Origin of the sequence: Rhizobium sp. CCGE 510 (assembly GCF_000292525.1) — a bacterium.
GTDB lineage: Bacteria > Pseudomonadota > Alphaproteobacteria > Rhizobiales > Rhizobiaceae > Rhizobium.
Genome location: NZ_AEYF01000021.1, coordinates 104,508 through 119,761, shown reverse-complemented (window position 1 = coordinate 119,761; position 15,254 = coordinate 104,508). Strand labels below are relative to the sequence as shown.

The window sequence follows — 15,254 nt, the reverse complement described above, 5'->3', positions numbered from 1 at the left end:
ACAGCCCACGTCATCAAACTGTAGCAGTGCCGCGCTACACGCCCTGAACGCTAAAAAGGTGACAGACTCATGTCAGAATTTGCACCGGATGCCGGCTTCCGCAAGAACCGGAAACTCAAGGACGCCCTTCTCCGCCACAAGGCCTTTTCGAAAGATGGCTTTTCCGAGCGTCTTTTCGGCCTTCTCTTCTCCGGCCTCGTTTATCCGCAGATTTGGGAAGATCCGGATCTCGACATGCAGGCGATGGAACTAAGGCCAAACCATCGCATCGTCACCATCGGCTCCGGCGGCTGCAACATGCTCGCCTATCTCTCCAAAGCGCCGGCCTCGATCGACGTCGTCGATCTCAACCCGCACCACATCGCACTGAACCGGCTGAAGCTCGCCGCCTTCAAGCACCTTCCCGGCCATACCGATCTCGTCCGCTTCCTGGCGATGCCGAACGAGAAGTCCAACAGCCGCGCCTACGACCAGCATCTCGCCGCCAAGCTCGACGAGGCGACCAGCAGCTATTGGAACGGCCGCAAATTTGGCCGCCGCCGCGTCACGGTCTTCGACCGCAACATCTACGAAACCGGCCTGCTCGGCCGCTTCATCGGCGCAGCCCATCTTCTTGCCCGCCTGCATGGCGTCAAGCTGCGCGAGATGACCAAGACCCGCTCGATCCGAGAGCAGCGCCAGTTCTTCGAAGAGCAGATCGCGCCGCTGTTCGAAAAGCCGGTGCTGCGCTGGATCACCCGCCGCAAGAGCTCGCTCTTTGGCCTCGGCATTCCACCGCAGCAATATGACGAGCTCGCCAGTCTCGCCGCCGATCATTCAATCGCACCGGTGCTGAAGCACCGCCTGGAAAAGCTCGCCTGTCATTTCCCGATGCACGACAACTATTTCGCCTGGCAAGCCTTCGGCCGCCGCTACGGCACGCAAGAGGAAGGCCCGCTACCGACCTATCTGAAGTCGGCGCACTACGAGGTGATCCGCGCCAACGTCGACCGCGTCAACGTCCACCATGCAAGCTTCACCGAGCTTCTGGCCCGCGAGCCGGCCGCCTCGCGCGACCGCTATATCCTGCTTGACGCGCAAGACTGGATGACGGACGAGCAGTTGAACGATGTCTGGCGGGAAATCACCCGCACGGCGCGTGAAGGCGCCCGCGTGATCTTCCGCACCGCCGCCGAAAAGAGCATCATCGAAGGGCGCCTGTCTCCCTCGATCCGCGACCAGTGGGATTACTTCGAGGAGAAGTCGCGTGAGCTGACGGCGCTCGATCGCTCGGCAATCTATGGCGGTTTCCACATCTACGGGAAGAAGGCGTGAACAAGGTCGGCGCCGAGACGGCAGGAAAAAGCGGCGAACATGCCAGCCTGATGGACGGCATGTACCGCTATCAGCGCCATATCTACGACCTGACCCGCAAATATTACCTTCTCGGTCGCGACAGCACGATCCGCAATCTCGACGTGCCCGAGGGCGGCACCCTGCTTGAAGTCGGCTGCGGCACCGGACGAAACATGGCCTTCGCCCATCGGCATTTCCCGACCGCCAAGCTGTTCGGCCTCGACATTTCGCAGGAAATGCTGATTTCGGCGCGCAAGACCTTCGCCACCAAGGCGACGATCCCGGAATTCCACGTCGCCGACGCCACAGCGTTCACGCCGCGCGAATTCGGCGTCAGCGGCTTTGACCGCATCCTGATCTCCTATGCGCTGTCGATGATCCCGGACTGGGAGCGCGCCGTCGATGCGTCGATCGCCGCGCTCAACCCCGGCGGCCAGCTGCACATTGTCGATTTCGGCCAGCAGGAGGGCCTGCCCGGCTGGTTCGGCCGCATGCTGCAGTCATGGCTTGCGAAATTCCACGTCACTCCGCGCCCCGATCTGCGCGAGGTCCTGGAAGCGCAAGCCCATGAAAACAACGCGAGATTGTTGTTCGACACGGTTGGCGGCGGTTATGCCTGGCGGGCCGCCATTATCAGCAAGCGCTCATAATTCGCTTGAAACTAACCGAATTTTTACGTTGATATGGTGAAAAGAGGGTTATCCTCTGCCGAATCGTCTTTTTCGAAGGTCAGGCTGTGGGGCAAAGAGATCATTCGAGTTACGACGGGACGCCCATGCGCCGGCTTTTGTTTTGCGTTTTGCCCCTGGCTATCCTGCTGGCCGGCTGCACCTCCTCCGGTTATGACTATCTCGAAACGGCATCGATCAAGCCGAAGACGCGATTCAAGGACACCGATCCGCAGGACTTCGGCCCGAAGCATCCGCAACAGAACCAAGTCCATGGCATCGATATCTCCAAATGGCAGGGCGATATCGATTGGAGCACGGTGAAGAATTCCGGTGTCGCCTTCGCCTTCATCAAGGCGACTGAAGGCAAGGACAGGGTCGATCCGCGCTTCGACGAATACTGGCGCGAGGCCCGCGCCGCCGGCATCCCGCACGCGCCCTATCATTTCTATTATTTCTGTTCCTCGGCCGATCAGCAGGCCGACTGGTTTATCCGCAACGTGCCGAAGGAGGCCATGCGCCTGCCGCCGGTACTCGACGTCGAATGGAATGCGGAATCGAAGACCTGCCGCCTCCGTCCCGATCCGGAAACCGTGCGCGCCGAAATGCAGCGTTTCATGGATAGGCTGGAAGCCTATTACGGCAAGCGCCCGATCATCTACACCTCGGTCGATTTCCACCGCGACAATCTGGCCGGCTACTTCCAGGACTATCATTTCTGGGTCCGGTCGGTGGCAAAACATCCAGAGGTGACCTATTCCGACCGCCGCTGGGCCTTCTGGCAATATACCTCGACCGGCGTGATCCCCGGCATCAGCGGTCCCACGGATATCAATGTCTTTGCCGGCAGTGCAAAGAACTGGAACAATTGGGTTGCGGCCGTTTCCAAGGATAGAAATTCTTAGTAACGTCTTATGATGTTTCTTGCTTCCGTCACATTCCTCTGTGAAAGCGACGGCAATCTGTTTTGATATAAGGACCGCTCCATGCACCGCTCGCTCGCAAGCCGCTCTGCAATCGCCCTTCTGTTTGCCCTCGCCCTCGCCGGCAGTGCGGCCGCCCAGCAGGCACCTGACACAGCCGCTACAGCGCCCTGCGGCGGCGATCTGTCCGCCTTCCTCCAAGGCGTCAAGAAAGATGCGGTTGCAGCCGGCGCAAGTGCAGCCGCTGCCGACGCAGCCTTCGCCGGCGCCGAGATCGATCCCAAGGTCCTGAGCCGGGATCGCGCTCAGGGTGTCTTCAAGCAGACCTTCCTCGAATTCTCCCAACGTACCGTCAGCCAGGCCCGCCTCGACATCGGCCGCCAGAAGATGAAGCAATATGCCGACGTCTTTGCCCGCGCCGAGCAGGAATTCGGCGTTCCCTCCGGCGTCATCACTGCCTTCTGGGCAATGGAAACCGATTTCGGCGCTGTCCAGGGCGATTTCAACACCCGCAACGCGCTGGTGACGCTGTCGCATGACTGCCGCCGCCCGGAACTCTTTCGCCCGCAGTTGATCGCCCTTATCGAGATGGTTCAGCACGGTGACCTCGACCCCGCCACCAATACCGGCGCCTGGGCCGGCGAAATCGGCCAGGTGCAGATGCTGCCGCGCGACATCATCGCCTACGGCATGGACGGCGACGGCGACGGCCATATCCGCCTGAAGCAGAGCGGCCCGGACGCTATCCTGACGGCGGCGAAATTCATCCAACATCTCGGCTTCGAGCGCGGCCAGCCCTGGCTGCAGGAAGTCACCCTGCCTGATAACCTGCCCTGGGAGAAATCCGGCCTCGGCGGCACGATGAAGGCTGGCGAGTGGTTCGCGCTCGGCGTCAAGCCGCGCGACGGTAATGCCGCCTTCGGCAACCTCGAAGGCGACCTGGTTCTGCCGCAGGGCCGCATGGGCCCGGCCTTCATCGCCTATCCGAATTTCAAGATCTATCTCGAATGGAACAAGTCGTTCATCTACACGACATCGGCCGCCTATTTCGGCACGCGCCTCTCTGGCGCTGAGCCCTATCTCAAGGGCGTGCCGGAACAAGGGCTCGCCAACGATCAGATGAAGGCGCTGCAGACGAAACTGCAGTCGCTCGGCCATGATGTCGGCGAGATCGACGGCATTCTCGGCTCCGGCACGCGCGTCGCGATCCAGAAGGAGCAACAGCGCCTCGGCATCCCGGCCGACGGCTGGGCAACGCCCGCCCTTCTCAACGCTCTCTGATCGCCGAGACCTTCCGTCGCCCGCTTCGCAAGAAACGGGTGGCGCGGTCCGCCGTCTGCGCTAAGCATTAAGCCCGAGAACTGATGCCAGGGTAGGCAGGGCGAGCGGCTTGCGGTGGAGGAACCGGCGTGGACAGCAGAATGAATGCCTGGACGTGGGGCCTGCTGGTTCTGCTCGGCCTGATCTGGGGCGGCTCCTTCTTCTTCGCCCGTATCGCCGTCCAGCATGTGCCGCCGCTGACCCTCGTCTGCCTCAGGCTGCTGCTCGCAGCGCTGGCGCTGCATGTCTATATCGCCGGCCGTTTCGATATCTATTCGATCCTCCGTGCCCGCTGGCGCGAATTCCTGATCCTCGGGCTCATCAACAATGCCCTGCCGCATGCGCTGATCTTTTTCGGCCAGACCCGCATCGGTGCCGGCCTTGCTGCGATCCTGAACGCCACGACGCCGATCTGGACCGTGCTCATCGCCAACTATTTCACATCCGACGAGAAGCTGACTTCGGCAAAGATCGCCGGCTGCCTCGTCGGCCTGAGCGGAACGATCGTGCTGATCGGCCCCGGCCTGTCGGCCGGCGGCGAAGCGCCGCTCTGGGCGCTGCTGCTTCCGGTGCTCGCTGCCGTCTCCTATGGCTTCGCCGCCACCTACGGCAAGCGGTTCAAGGAGGTTCCAGCACCAGTCACCGCAGCCGGACAGTTGACCGCCTCCTCGCTGATCACTCTGCCCTTGTCGATGCTGGCCGATCGTCCCTGGACGCTCCCCATGCCGCCGCTCGATATCCTCCTCGCCGTGGTGGCGCTGGCGCTGGTATCGACCGCTTTCGCCTATATCCTCTATTTCCGGATCATGGCGGCAGCCGGCGCCACCAACGCCTCGCTCGTCACCCTGCTGGTGCCGCCGAGCGCCATCCTTCTCGGCGTGCTTTTCCTCGGAGAGAGGCTCGCGCTTGGCGAATTCGCCGGCATGGCGCTGATCAGTTTCGGCCTCGTCATTCTTGATGGCCGGGCCTATCGCCTGCTGCTGAGGACCACCTGATGCCGGTTGCGAATTCCGCATGTTTTCAACCGGTTGCCTGTTCGCCATGTTTTCGGCGCATAGGTAAACCGGCAATCGCCTAATTTAACGGCGCGTTAAAATCTGTGAACAAAAATTAATTGGAAATAATCGATTTGTTTCAGCGACTTGCCGAACCACTCCTCGACATATCCACCCTGGCCTTCCGCAGCGCAGCATAGATTCTGCTTCCCAAGCGACATATTTCCAACATATTATCTGCCGGTTAACGCGAGGAGACAGACATGGGACTCACGCAATCCTTGAATGTTCTGTTGGTCAGTGCAGCGTTTGCTTTCGTCTTGTCCATGCTCTTCATTTGAGCTGGCCGACCTAGGCGTAATGACTGGTAGTACCTGAACTCCCCTGATCAATCCGCCAATGAAAAAGCGCATGTCCCGCCCGACATGCGCTTTTCACTTTTGACCAACCGAGCGATCAGGCGGCCGCGCCTGCACTTTTTGCCGCCCGGCGGGAGAAGCCGAGATTGTCAAGCACGGCGGAAACCAGAGGCGAACGGTTCATCGTATAAAGATGGAAATCGCGGATGCCGCGCCGGACGAGATCCTCGATCTGCTCGGCGGCGACATCGGCTGCCACCTTCGCGCGCTCCTCGGGCCTGTCGTCGAAGCCGGCGAAGCGCTCATCGAGAAACGCCGGGATGATCGTGCCGCAGGCGCCGGCGAAGCGCTTCAGCTGCGTCAGGTTCTGGATCGGCATGATGCCGGGCACGATCGGGATCGAGATGCCGGCCGCGCGCACCCGCTCGAGGTAGCGCTCGAAATTGTCGTTGTCGAAGAAGAACTGCGTCAACGCCCGGTCGGCGCCATTGTCGGCCTTGCGCTTCAGCATCTCGACATCGGCAGCGGTATCGCGGCTTTCAGGGTGCTTTTCCGGATAGGCGGAAACAGAAATCTCGAAATCGCCGATCTCCCTGAGGCCGGCCACCAGCTCGGCTGCATTGGCATAACCGCCGGGATGCGGCTGGTAGGGCGCACCGGCGCCGCCGGGCGCATCACCGCGCAGCGCCACGAAATGCGTCACGCCGGCCTTTCGGAATGTATCGATCACCTGATGCGTCTCTTCCTTCGTCGCGCCGACGCAGGTGAGATGCGAGGCGGTGGCGAGCGGCGTCTGCGACAGAAACCGCGTGACGGCGGTGAGCGTCGGCGCCTTGGTGGTGCCGCCGGCGCCATAGGTCACCGAAACGAAATCCGGATCCCAGTCCTGCAACTCGCTCACCGTCTGCCAGAGCTGGCCTTCCATCTCTTCCGATTTCGGCGGGAAGAATTCGAATGAGATCCCGATGTTCCGGCCGCGTGCGTTGTTCAAAGCCATGTCATACTCTCCCGGCAAATGTAGGTTCGGCGCCTTCGCTCGTCTGCGAAGCCATCAGGCGCCTCGGGTCGCGCGCGAGCCAGACGGTGACCGTCAACCCCTGCCCGCTTGGCTGACCCGGATGAAGATCGACAACCTGCTCGACGTCGAGCCCGGCCCTGTGCAGCCAGTCGGATATCGCCTGGTGCGAAAAACCGAGACGGACATGCGCATGTTCGTCGCGAAGGTATTCGAGCGCGTGCGGCCCGAGGTCGATGACCACGAGCCGGCCGCCCGGCCGGAGCATGCGCGCCGCTTCAGCGATCGCAATCTCCGGCTGGTCGAAGAAATGCAGCACCTGATGGATCGTCACCAGATCGAAATCCTGGCCCTCGAACGGCAGGTTCAAAATGTCGGCGTGGCGCACAGTGGCCTTGGTGATACGGGACTTGTCGAGATTGGCGCGCGCCACGCTCAGCATGTCGCGGCTGGCATCGACACCGATCGCCCGACGGTAAAGCCCGGAAAGAAGCTCGAGGATACGGCCGGTGCCGGTGCCGAGATCGAGCAGGGAGTCGATTGGCTGATTGCCGAGCAGCCGGATGACGGCGGCGTCGACCTCTTCGTCGGCGGCATGCAGGCGGCGAAGCTCGTCCCACTCAGCCGCGTTTCGGCTGAAATAGGCCTGTGCCCGTTCGGCGCGCTGGCGCTTGACCTGTGAAAGTCGCTCGCCGTCGCGAAGCACCGTCGGATCGTTCTCGGAGACATGTTTCAACAACGCCCGCACCAGCATTGCCGCCTTGCCGTCCTGCTTGAGGCGGAAATAGGCCCAGGCGCCTTCTTGGTAGCGTTCGATCAGTTCAGCCTCGCCGAGCAGCTTCAGATGGCGAGAGATGCGCGGCTGCGATTGGCCGAGAATCTCGGTAAGATCGGTCACCGTCAGGTCGCCGCCGTCGAGGAGCGCCAGAAGACGCAGGCGCGTGGGCTCGCCGGCCGCCTTCAAGACGTCCACCAGCGCATCCAGTCCAAGCTTCAGCGGTTCGCTCATTATCCGTCCAATCAAGATATAAAGATATCTTTATGTGATTTGAAAGACGGTGACAAGCGGCAATTCGCGCTCCAGCGAAATTGCCTGCTCAAATTGCGACAGCCAGACGTGAAAAAGCCCCGGCTGAACCGGGGCTTCTCAACTGAAGAAAATGGCTGCGATCAGCGCGTCAGGCGCTTATGGGCCTGACTGCCCGGGTTGAGCGCGTCGGGGCCAAGGCGACGAACCTTGTCCTGTTCATAATCTTCGAAGTTGCCTTCGAACCATTCGACATGGCCGTCGCCTTCAAAGGCGAGGATATGCGTCGCCAGACGGTCGAGGAACATGCGATCATGGCTGATGATGATGGCGCAGCCGGCAAATGCCTCCAGCGCGCTTTCCAGTGCACCGAGGGTTTCCGTATCGAGGTCGTTGGTCGGTTCGTCGAGCAGCAGAACGTTGCCGCCGGCCTTGAGCATCTTGGCAAGGTGAACGCGGTTGCGCTGGCCACCCGAGAGATTGCCGACCTTCTGCTGCTGATCGCCGCCCTTGAAGTTGAAGGCGCCGCAATAGGCTCTGGAGTTCATATCGAACTTGCCGAGCTTGATGATTTCAGCGCCACCGGAGATTTCCTCCCAGACCGTCTTACTGCCGTCAAGAGCATCGCGGCTCTGGTCGACATAACCGAGGTGGACCGTCTCACCGATGCGGACCGATCCCGCATCCGGCTTTTCCTGGCCGGTAATCATGCGGAACAGCGTCGTCTTGCCGGCGCCGTTCGGGCCGATGATGCCGACGATACCGCCCGGCGGCAGCTTGATCGACAGGTCGTTGATCAGCGTGCGGCCCTCGAAGCCCTTGGTGATGCCTTCCATCTCGATGACAACCTGGCCGAGGCGCTCGCTGACCGGGATGATGATCTGCGCGTCACCGGGACGCTGCTTTTCGGCCGCCTCCACCAGTTGTTCGTAGGATTTGATACGTGCCTTGGATTTTGCCTGACGCGCCTTCGGGCTGGAGGCGATCCATTCCTGCTCGCGGCTGATCGCCTTCTGGCGGCCCGCCTCTTCCCGGTTTTCCTGCTGCATGCGCTTGGCCTTGGCGAGCAGGTAAGCCGAGTAATTGCCTTCGTAAGGAATGCCACGGCCGCGGTCGAGTTCGAGAATCCATCCCGTGACGTTGTCGAGGAAGTAGCGATCGTGGGTGATCATCATCACGGAGCCCGGATAGTCGCGCAGATGCTTTTCGAGCCAGGCAATCGTCTCGGCGTCCAGGTGGTTGGTCGGTTCGTCGAGCAGCAGCAGATCCGGCTGCGAAAGCAGCAGGCGGCAGAGCGCGATACGGCGGCGCTCACCACCGGAAAGGCTGGTGACATCGGCGTCGCGCGGCGGGCAGCGCAGCGCTTCCATCGCCATCTCGACCTGGCTTTCCAGATCCCAGAGGTTCTGGCTGTCGATAATGTCCTGAAGCTTCGATCCCTCTTCCGCCGTCTCGTCGGAATAGTTCATCATCAGTTCATTGTAGCGCTCGAGCACCGCCGTCTTCTTGGCAACGCCTTCCATGACGTTTTCGAACACCGTCTTGTTAGGATCGATGTGCGGCTCCTGCTCGAGGTAACCGACCGTCGCTCCTTCGGCGAGCCAGGCTTCGCCGGTATATTCCTTGTCTTGTCCGGCGATGATGCGCAGCACGGTGGATTTACCGGCGCCGTTCGGTCCGAGGATACCGATCTTTGCGTCGGGGTAGAACGAGAGGTGGATATTCTCCAGGATCTTCTTGTTGCCATAGGCCTTGTTGAGGCCGGACATATGATAGATGAACTGACGTGCCATGCTGCGCTGCTCCGGGCGGGAAACTTCGATCGTGCCGCTATGTAGGCGAAACAGCGCCTGCGGGCAACGCTAAACCCGGTTCACTCAGGATTTCCGGTCAAAACCCCGCAGCATCGACGACGCCTTCGTCGCAGCCGAAGGAGGTTTTCCCCGCACCCTGGATCAAATCGGTGAGGCCCGCACTTTTCGCCGACGCCGATCCGGCGGCCTCCGAAAGCCCGATGGTCAAGCCGCTGATCATCTTGACATTGCCGGCCCGCCGGCAGCTCACCTTGACGCGCTCGCCAGCGCCCGGCCCAAAGCTCTTGTCGAAAGCTGCCTTGATCGCCTCAGCCTTGACCGGCTTGCCGATATTGGCGGCAAAAAGCTCGCGCACGGCCGACGCGTTGAGGCCGTCCAACAGATGCACGCCGACGCCAAAATAGTCTTCGGCGCTCATTTTCGTGCAGGTGCCGTGCTTTGTCCATTCATGCCGTTCCAGGCCGGATTGCGTCCCGGGCATGGCCTTTGCGAGAGCCGCCTGCGTCTCGGCCGAAAGCGTGACCGCCGGCAACGTGTTCCAACTGCCGTCCTTGTCGGCGGCCTTCTGCTCGGCGCTGACGTCGCAATAATTCTGTCGCATCGGCCAGAGCCCGTGCAAGGAAAAATTCGTCGCATCGGGGCGCTCGCCGGTCTGGCTGGCGCATTCGGCCTTCTTCTGGTTCGTTTGGCAAAACGCCGGCTGCCAGCTTGCCGAAAGGATAAAACGGGTGCGCCCGCCAGCCTCCTGCGCCACGGCGGCGCTGGTAACAACCATCGACAAAGCGAACGACAAGGTACGCAACTGCATGCTGCTCATTTCAACCCCCAAAAAAGAACAATACAGGAACAAATAAGCACGAAGATCAAAAGCCCGCAACCCTTAATCGCAACAAGGCTGCATAATTCCGTAAATCGATTCCGATTTGAGGAATTATACACCAGCGATCTGCTTTGTTACCGCAGGGAGGACCTACATGTTTTCTGAAACGCAAAAGCTCACCGTGCCGGGGGCGTCGCTCGCCTATCACCATGCTGCGGCCGCCGGCCCGGCGCGGGGCATCCTGTTGATATCGCATGGCCTGGCCGAACATTCGAAACGATACCGCCGCTTTGCCGAGGCGATGGCGGCGCGCGGCTATCATGTCTACGCTCATGACCACCGCGGCCACGGAGAGACGACCGCCCCCGACGCACCGATCGGCCGCTTCGCCCGGCGGGACGGCGTCGGCAGAGTGATCGGCGATATCATCGCCATGCGCGCCCACGCCGCCTTGCGCCATCCCGGCCTGCCGGTGATCCTCTTCGGCCATTCGATGGGCGGCCTCATCGCCCTCAATGCATCGGTCTCGGCGCCGGCCGACTTCGACGCCGTCGCCGTCTGGAATTCGAATTTTGCCGTCGGCCTTGCCGGCCGCGCCGCCCAGGCGATCCTCTTTGCCGAGCGCATGCTGAAGGGCTCCGACGTGCCGAGCGGCTTGTTGCCGAAGCTCACCTTCGGCGCCTGGGGCAAATCCGTTCCCGGCCGCCGCACCGAATTCGACTGGCTGTCGCGCCTTCCCGACGAAGTCGACAAATATATCGCCGATCCACTCTGCGGTTTCGACGCCTCGGTCTCTCTCTGGCTCGACCTCTTCGAGCTGACTTTTCGCGCCCCGCAGAAGATCCATCTCGCCCGGCTGCCGCGGGATATGCCGATCCATCTGGTCGGCGGCGGAGAGGATCCGGCTACGGAGCGTGGAAAAGCGATCGTCTGGCTGTCAAACCATTTGAAAGCCAGGGGCTTCTCTCGTATCAGCACTGAGATATATCAGGACATGCGGCACGAAACGCTGAATGAGATCGGCGCGGATGGCGCTATCGCAGCCTTCGCGGACTGGTGCGACGAGGTCGTCGCAAAATCCTGAGCCGGAGAGATTCCATCATGAGCAGCACGACCGCCCGCCCCACTTCGTCCACCTCCGACGTGATGACGGGGCTTGTGCTGATGTTCGCCTCGGTGATGTTCTCGCCGATCATCGATATCTTCGCCAAGCTTGCGATCACGACCGTGCCATCCGCCGAGATCACCGCCGGCCGGTTCGCGGTCCAGGCGCTCTGCATGCTGCCGATCGTCTTATGGCGGCGCAGCTTTGCCGATTTCTCCTGGCGCCAGAGCCTGTTCCACGCCATTCGCGGCGCAATCATCACCGTGTCGATGATCTCCTTCGTCACCACGCTGAAATATATGGCGGTCGCCGACGCGATCGCGATCTTCTTCGTCGAGCCGATCATCGTGACGATCCTCGGCGGCATCTTCCTGAAGGAGACCATCGGCTGGCGGCGCTACACCGCCTGCGGCGTCGGCTTCTTCGGCGCGATGCTGATCATCCAGCCTAGTTTCGAGGAGGTCGGCTACATCGCGCTCCTGCCCGTCCTCAGCGCGCTCTGCATCGCGATTTTCGTGCTGATGACCCGGGTCCTCGCGCATCGCGAAGACCCGTGGTCGATGCAGTTCCAGATGGGCATCTGGGGCCTGCTCTTCTGCATCATCCTGCTCTATCTCGGAGGGGGAACCGGCTCCGACGTCTTCGACCCGGTCATGCCGGAAGGCCGCGCCTGGTTCTATCTCGCCGGCGTCGGCGCCACGGCCGCAATTGCTGGCATCCTCGGCGTCTATGCCTATCGCGCCGCACCGGCCTCGACGCTGGCACCGCTGCAATATTTCGAGATCGTCTCGGCGACCATCTTCGCCTGGCTGGTTTTCGGCGACTTCCCGAATGCGGTCAAATGGCTCGGGATCACGATCATCATGGCGTCGGGCTTCTATATCCTCTGGCGCGAGCGCCGCTTTGCTTCAAAGCCTGTATCCGATACATCTGAGGCGACAGTGGCGCCGTAGAAACGGACGAGGGAATATGACGACGAAAAAACCGCCGCTTGCCGGCATCCGGGTGATCGAGCTTGCCCGCGTGCTCGCCGGTCCCTGGGCGGGGCAGATGCTCGCCGATCTCGGCGCCGACGTCATCAAGGTCGAAAACCCCGACGGCGGTGACGAGACCCGACAATGGGGGCCGCCCTTCGTCGAAGGCGCCGATGGCGAAAACCTCTCAGCCGCCTATTACCACGCCGCCAATCGCGGCAAGCGCTCGATTACTGCTGATCTGAAGAGCCCCGAAGGTCAGGATCTCGTCCGCCGCCTTGTCGCCACCGCAGATGTGGTGATCGAGAATTTCAAGCTCGGCGGCCTCGTCAAATACGGGCTCGATTACGATAGCCTGCGCCAGGTGAACCCAAAGCTCGTCTATTGCTCGATCACCGGCTTCGGCCAGACCGGACCCTATGCCAGCCTTGCCGGCTACGATTACATCGTCCAGGGCATGTCCGGTTTCATGTCGATCACCGGCGAGCCGGACGGCCAGCCGATGAAGGCAGGCGTTGCCATCGCCGATATCTTCACCGGCATCTATGCCGTCTCGGCAATCGAGGCTGCCCTGATCCACGCGCTGAAGTCAGGCGAAGGCCAGCTCGTCGACATGGCCCTGCTCGACGTGCAATCGGCCGTGCTCGCCAATCAGAACATGAATTACCTCGTCTCCGGCGCCGCACCCACCCGCCTTGGCAATGCCCATCCGAATATCTCGCCCTATGAGGTCGTGCCGACGGCGGACAGCTATCTCATTCTGGCGGTCGGCAACGACGGCCAGTTCCGGCGCCTATGCACCATCCTCGGCCTTGACGCCATCGCCGGCGACGAGCGTTTCGCCACCAACAAGGCCCGGGTCGCCAATCGCGGCGAGGTGCGCAGCCTCATCTCGACCGAGACCCTGAAATGGCGGAGGGCGGATCTGCTCAAGGCCTGCGAGAAGAATGCGGTTCCCGCCGGCCCGATCAACACGATCGAAGAGATGTTTGCCGACCCGCAGGTTGAAGCCCGCGGCCTGCGTATTGACCTTGCGGATGCGGCCGGAACCGTGATCCCCGGGGTCAGGACGCCGGTGGTACTGTCGCAAACGCCGTTGTCTTACCTCAGACCGAGCCCGCGTCTCGGCGAACACAGCGAAGAAATTATGGCGGAACTCGCCGACCGCGACAGGAAGGCATCGGCATGAAGAGGGCATTGTCATGAAAAAGACGGGCGGACAACTGATCGTCGAGGCGTTGAAGGCGAACGGCGTCAAGCGTCTCTCCTGCGTGCCGGGCGAGAGTTTTCTCGCCGTGCTCGACGCACTGCGCGACAGCGATATCGACGTCGTCGTCTGCCGCCAGGAAGGCGGGGCGGCGATGATGGCGGATTGCTGGGGCAGACTGACCGGCGAACCCGGCATCTGCATGGTGACCCGCGGCCCCGGCGCCACCAACGCCTCCGCCGGCCTGCACATCGCCAAGCAGGATTCGATCCCGATGATCCTCTTCATCGGCCAGGTGCAGCGAGAAGCCCGCGAGCGAGAAGCCTTCCAGGAGGTCGAGTTCCGCCGCGCCTTCACCGAATTCGCCAAATGGGTGGGCGAGATCGACGATGCCGCCCGCATTCCCGAATTCGTCACCCGCGCCTTTGCGGTCGCAACCTCGGGCCGGCCTGGCCCTGTCGTGCTGACGCTGCCGGAGGATATGCTGCGCGATGAGGTCGAGGCACCCCGCGCCAAGCACTATGTCAGCGTCGAGGCGCATCCCGGCCGCAGCCAGATCGACGATCTCTATGTGAGGCTGCTGAAGGCGGAACGGCCAATGGTGATCCTTGGCGGCACACGCTGGGATGCCGACGCCGTCGCCGACTTTGCAAGCTTTGCGGAGCGTTTCCGACTGCCGGTCGGCTGCTCCTTCCGCCGGCAGATGCTGTTTGATCATCTCCATCCCTGCTATGCCGGCGATGTCGGCATCGGCATCAACCCGGCGCTGGCGAAGGAGATCAAGGAGAGCGACCTGCTGATCCTGCTCGGCGCCCGCATGTCGGAGATGCCGTCTTCGTCCTATACGCTGATCGACATCCCCTACCCCCAGCAATCGCTGGTGCACATCCATCCTGACGCATCCGAACTTGGCCGTATCTATCGCCCGGATCTTGCCATCTGCGCGGCACCCGCCGATTTCGTCGCAACGCTCGCCGATCTGGAAGCGCCGGCCGAGCCGCACTGGGCCGAGCGCACGCAACGCATGCATCAAGCCTATCTTTCCTGGTCGAAGCCGCCAGCGACAGGTCCCGGCCCAGTTCATATGGGGCCGATCATGGAGTGGCTGGAGGCCAATACCGGGCCGGAAACGATCTTCACCAATGGCGCCGGCAACTATGCCACCTGGGTGCACCGTTTCCATCGTTTTCGCCGCTTCAACACCCAAGCCGCCCCCACTTCCGGCTCGATGGGTTACGGCCTGCCGGCCGCCGTCGCCGCCAAGCGGCTCTTCCCCGAGCGAGAGGTCATCTGCTTCGCCGGAGACGGCTGCTTCCTGATGCACGGCCAGGAATTCGCCACCGCCATCCGTTACGGCCTGGCGATCATCACGGTCGTTGTCAATAACGGCATATACGGCACGATCCGCATGCATCAGGAACGCGAATATCCCGGCCGCGTCGCCAGCACCGATCTGACCAATCCCGACTTCGCAGCTTTGGCCCGCGCCTATGGCGGCCACGGCGAGACGGTGGAGCGGACCGAGGAATTCGCGCCGGCCTTCGAACGGGCGCGCACCAGCGGCAAGCCGGCGATCATCGAGGTCAAACTCGATCCCGAGGCGATCACGCCGACGCGCACACTCTCGGAAATCGCGCAAACAATAAGCCGGTAGGTTTCCCCACCGGCTTTCGCGCACAATCCTGCAGTGAC

13 protein-coding genes are annotated in these 15,254 nt (G+C 62.0%); 9 read left to right on the top strand and 4 right to left on the bottom strand.

The window, feature by feature from the left end; genetic code table 11:
• Positions 1 to 69 precede the first annotated feature (69 nt).
• The 5 genes from RCCGE510_RS11505 (at position 70) to RCCGE510_RS11485 (ending at position 5,241) form a co-directional block, all read left to right on the top strand.
• Positions 70 to 1,314, top strand: a complete 1,245-nt coding sequence (locus tag RCCGE510_RS11505) for a DUF3419 family protein (RefSeq protein ID WP_007630068.1) — start codon at positions 70 to 72, stop codon at positions 1,312 to 1,314.
• Positions 1,311 to 1,985, top strand: coding sequence for a class I SAM-dependent methyltransferase (locus RCCGE510_RS11500; protein ID WP_007630067.1), 675 nt, complete (start codon positions 1,311 to 1,313; stop codon positions 1,983 to 1,985). Before RCCGE510_RS11505 ends, RCCGE510_RS11500 begins: the two co-directional genes overlap by 4 nt.
• Positions 1,986 to 2,110: 125 nt before the next feature.
• Positions 2,111 to 2,908 (top strand): GH25 family lysozyme, encoded by a 798-nt coding sequence (locus RCCGE510_RS11495; protein WP_007630066.1) that lies wholly within the window; start codon positions 2,111 to 2,113, stop codon positions 2,906 to 2,908.
• Positions 2,909 to 2,989: 81 nt separating this feature from the next.
• Entirely contained in the window at positions 2,990 to 4,207 is a 1,218-nt protein-coding gene (locus RCCGE510_RS11490; protein ID WP_007630065.1) for a lytic murein transglycosylase, read from the top strand.
• 128 nt (positions 4,208 to 4,335) lie between these two features.
• Complete coding sequence (locus tag RCCGE510_RS11485) at positions 4,336 to 5,241, top strand: DMT family transporter (protein ID WP_037078364.1); 906 nt, start codon at positions 4,336 to 4,338, stop codon at positions 5,239 to 5,241.
• 456 nt (positions 5,242 to 5,697) lie between these two features.
• Here the strand turns inward: RCCGE510_RS11485 and metF are convergent, their stop codons facing one another.
• The 4 genes from metF to RCCGE510_RS11465 form a co-directional block, all read right to left on the bottom strand.
• Positions 5,698 to 6,597 carry a methylenetetrahydrofolate reductase [NAD(P)H] gene (gene metF / locus RCCGE510_RS11480; protein ID WP_007630057.1) on the bottom strand — a complete coding sequence of 300 codons (900 nt, stop codon included), beginning with the start codon at positions 6,595 to 6,597 and terminating at the stop codon, positions 5,698 to 5,700.
• 1 nt (position 6,598) lies between these two features.
• A complete protein-coding gene (locus RCCGE510_RS11475; protein WP_007630056.1) occupies positions 6,599 to 7,624 on the bottom strand; it encodes a metalloregulator ArsR/SmtB family transcription factor in 1,026 nt (341 codons plus the stop codon).
• 161 nt (positions 7,625 to 7,785) lie between these two features.
• On the bottom strand, positions 7,786 to 9,435 hold the full coding sequence (ettA, locus tag RCCGE510_RS11470) for an energy-dependent translational throttle protein EttA (RefSeq protein WP_007630055.1): 1,650 nt from the start codon (positions 9,433 to 9,435) through the stop codon (positions 7,786 to 7,788).
• Positions 9,436 to 9,532: 97 nt separating this feature from the next.
• Positions 9,533 to 10,273 carry a ribonuclease gene (locus tag RCCGE510_RS11465; RefSeq protein ID WP_007630054.1) on the bottom strand — a complete coding sequence of 247 codons (741 nt, stop codon included), beginning with the start codon at positions 10,271 to 10,273 and terminating at the stop codon, positions 9,533 to 9,535.
• A gap of 157 nt (positions 10,274 to 10,430) precedes the next feature.
• Here RCCGE510_RS11465 and RCCGE510_RS11460 point away from each other — a divergent pair, with 157 nt between their 5' ends.
• From RCCGE510_RS11460 to RCCGE510_RS11445, 4 genes are read left to right on the top strand one after another with little or no spacing between them, the layout of a single operon-like run.
• On the top strand, positions 10,431 to 11,360 hold the full coding sequence (locus RCCGE510_RS11460; protein WP_007630052.1) for an alpha/beta hydrolase: 930 nt from the start codon (positions 10,431 to 10,433) through the stop codon (positions 11,358 to 11,360).
• Positions 11,361 to 11,377: 17 nt separating this feature from the next.
• The gene (locus RCCGE510_RS11455) at positions 11,378 to 12,334 is read left to right on the top strand and encodes a DMT family transporter (RefSeq protein ID WP_007630050.1); all 957 of its coding nucleotides are present in this window, start codon (positions 11,378 to 11,380) and stop codon (positions 12,332 to 12,334) included.
• Between the two features lie 16 nt (positions 12,335 to 12,350).
• The gene (locus RCCGE510_RS11450; protein WP_007630047.1) at positions 12,351 to 13,544 is read left to right on the top strand and encodes a CaiB/BaiF CoA-transferase family protein; all 1,194 of its coding nucleotides are present in this window, start codon (positions 12,351 to 12,353) and stop codon (positions 13,542 to 13,544) included.
• Positions 13,545 to 13,557: 13 nt separating this feature from the next.
• A complete protein-coding gene (locus tag RCCGE510_RS11445; protein ID WP_007630046.1) occupies positions 13,558 to 15,216 on the top strand; it encodes a thiamine pyrophosphate-dependent enzyme in 1,659 nt (552 codons plus the stop codon).
• Positions 15,217 to 15,254: the final 38 nt, after the last annotated feature.

What these genes read in the sequence shown, in the direction of transcription:
- RCCGE510_RS11505 (WP_007630068.1), top strand. Translation starts at nt 70, where the DNA reads ATGTCAGAATTTGCACCGGATGCCGGCTTCCGCAAGAACCGGAAACTC.
- RCCGE510_RS11495 (WP_007630066.1), top strand. Translation starts at nt 2,111, where the DNA reads ATGCGCCGGCTTTTGTTTTGCGTTTTGCCCCTGGCTATCCTGCTGGCC.
- RCCGE510_RS11490 (WP_007630065.1), top strand. Translation starts at nt 2,990, where the DNA reads ATGCACCGCTCGCTCGCAAGCCGCTCTGCAATCGCCCTTCTGTTTGCC.
- metF (WP_007630057.1), bottom strand. Translation starts at nt 6,597, where the DNA reads ATGGCTTTGAACAACGCACGCGGCCGGAACATCGGGATCTCATTCGAA.
- RCCGE510_RS11475 (WP_007630056.1), bottom strand. Translation starts at nt 7,624, where the DNA reads ATGAGCGAACCGCTGAAGCTTGGACTGGATGCGCTGGTGGACGTCTTG.
- ettA (WP_007630055.1), bottom strand. Translation starts at nt 9,435, where the DNA reads ATGGCACGTCAGTTCATCTATCATATGTCCGGCCTCAACAAGGCCTAT.
- RCCGE510_RS11465 (WP_007630054.1), bottom strand. Translation starts at nt 10,273, where the DNA reads ATGAGCAGCATGCAGTTGCGTACCTTGTCGTTCGCTTTGTCGATGGTT.
- RCCGE510_RS11460 (WP_007630052.1), top strand. Translation starts at nt 10,431, where the DNA reads ATGTTTTCTGAAACGCAAAAGCTCACCGTGCCGGGGGCGTCGCTCGCC.
- RCCGE510_RS11455 (WP_007630050.1), top strand. Translation starts at nt 11,378, where the DNA reads ATGAGCAGCACGACCGCCCGCCCCACTTCGTCCACCTCCGACGTGATG.
- RCCGE510_RS11450 (WP_007630047.1), top strand. Translation starts at nt 12,351, where the DNA reads ATGACGACGAAAAAACCGCCGCTTGCCGGCATCCGGGTGATCGAGCTT.
- RCCGE510_RS11445 (WP_007630046.1), top strand. Translation starts at nt 13,558, where the DNA reads ATGAAAAAGACGGGCGGACAACTGATCGTCGAGGCGTTGAAGGCGAAC.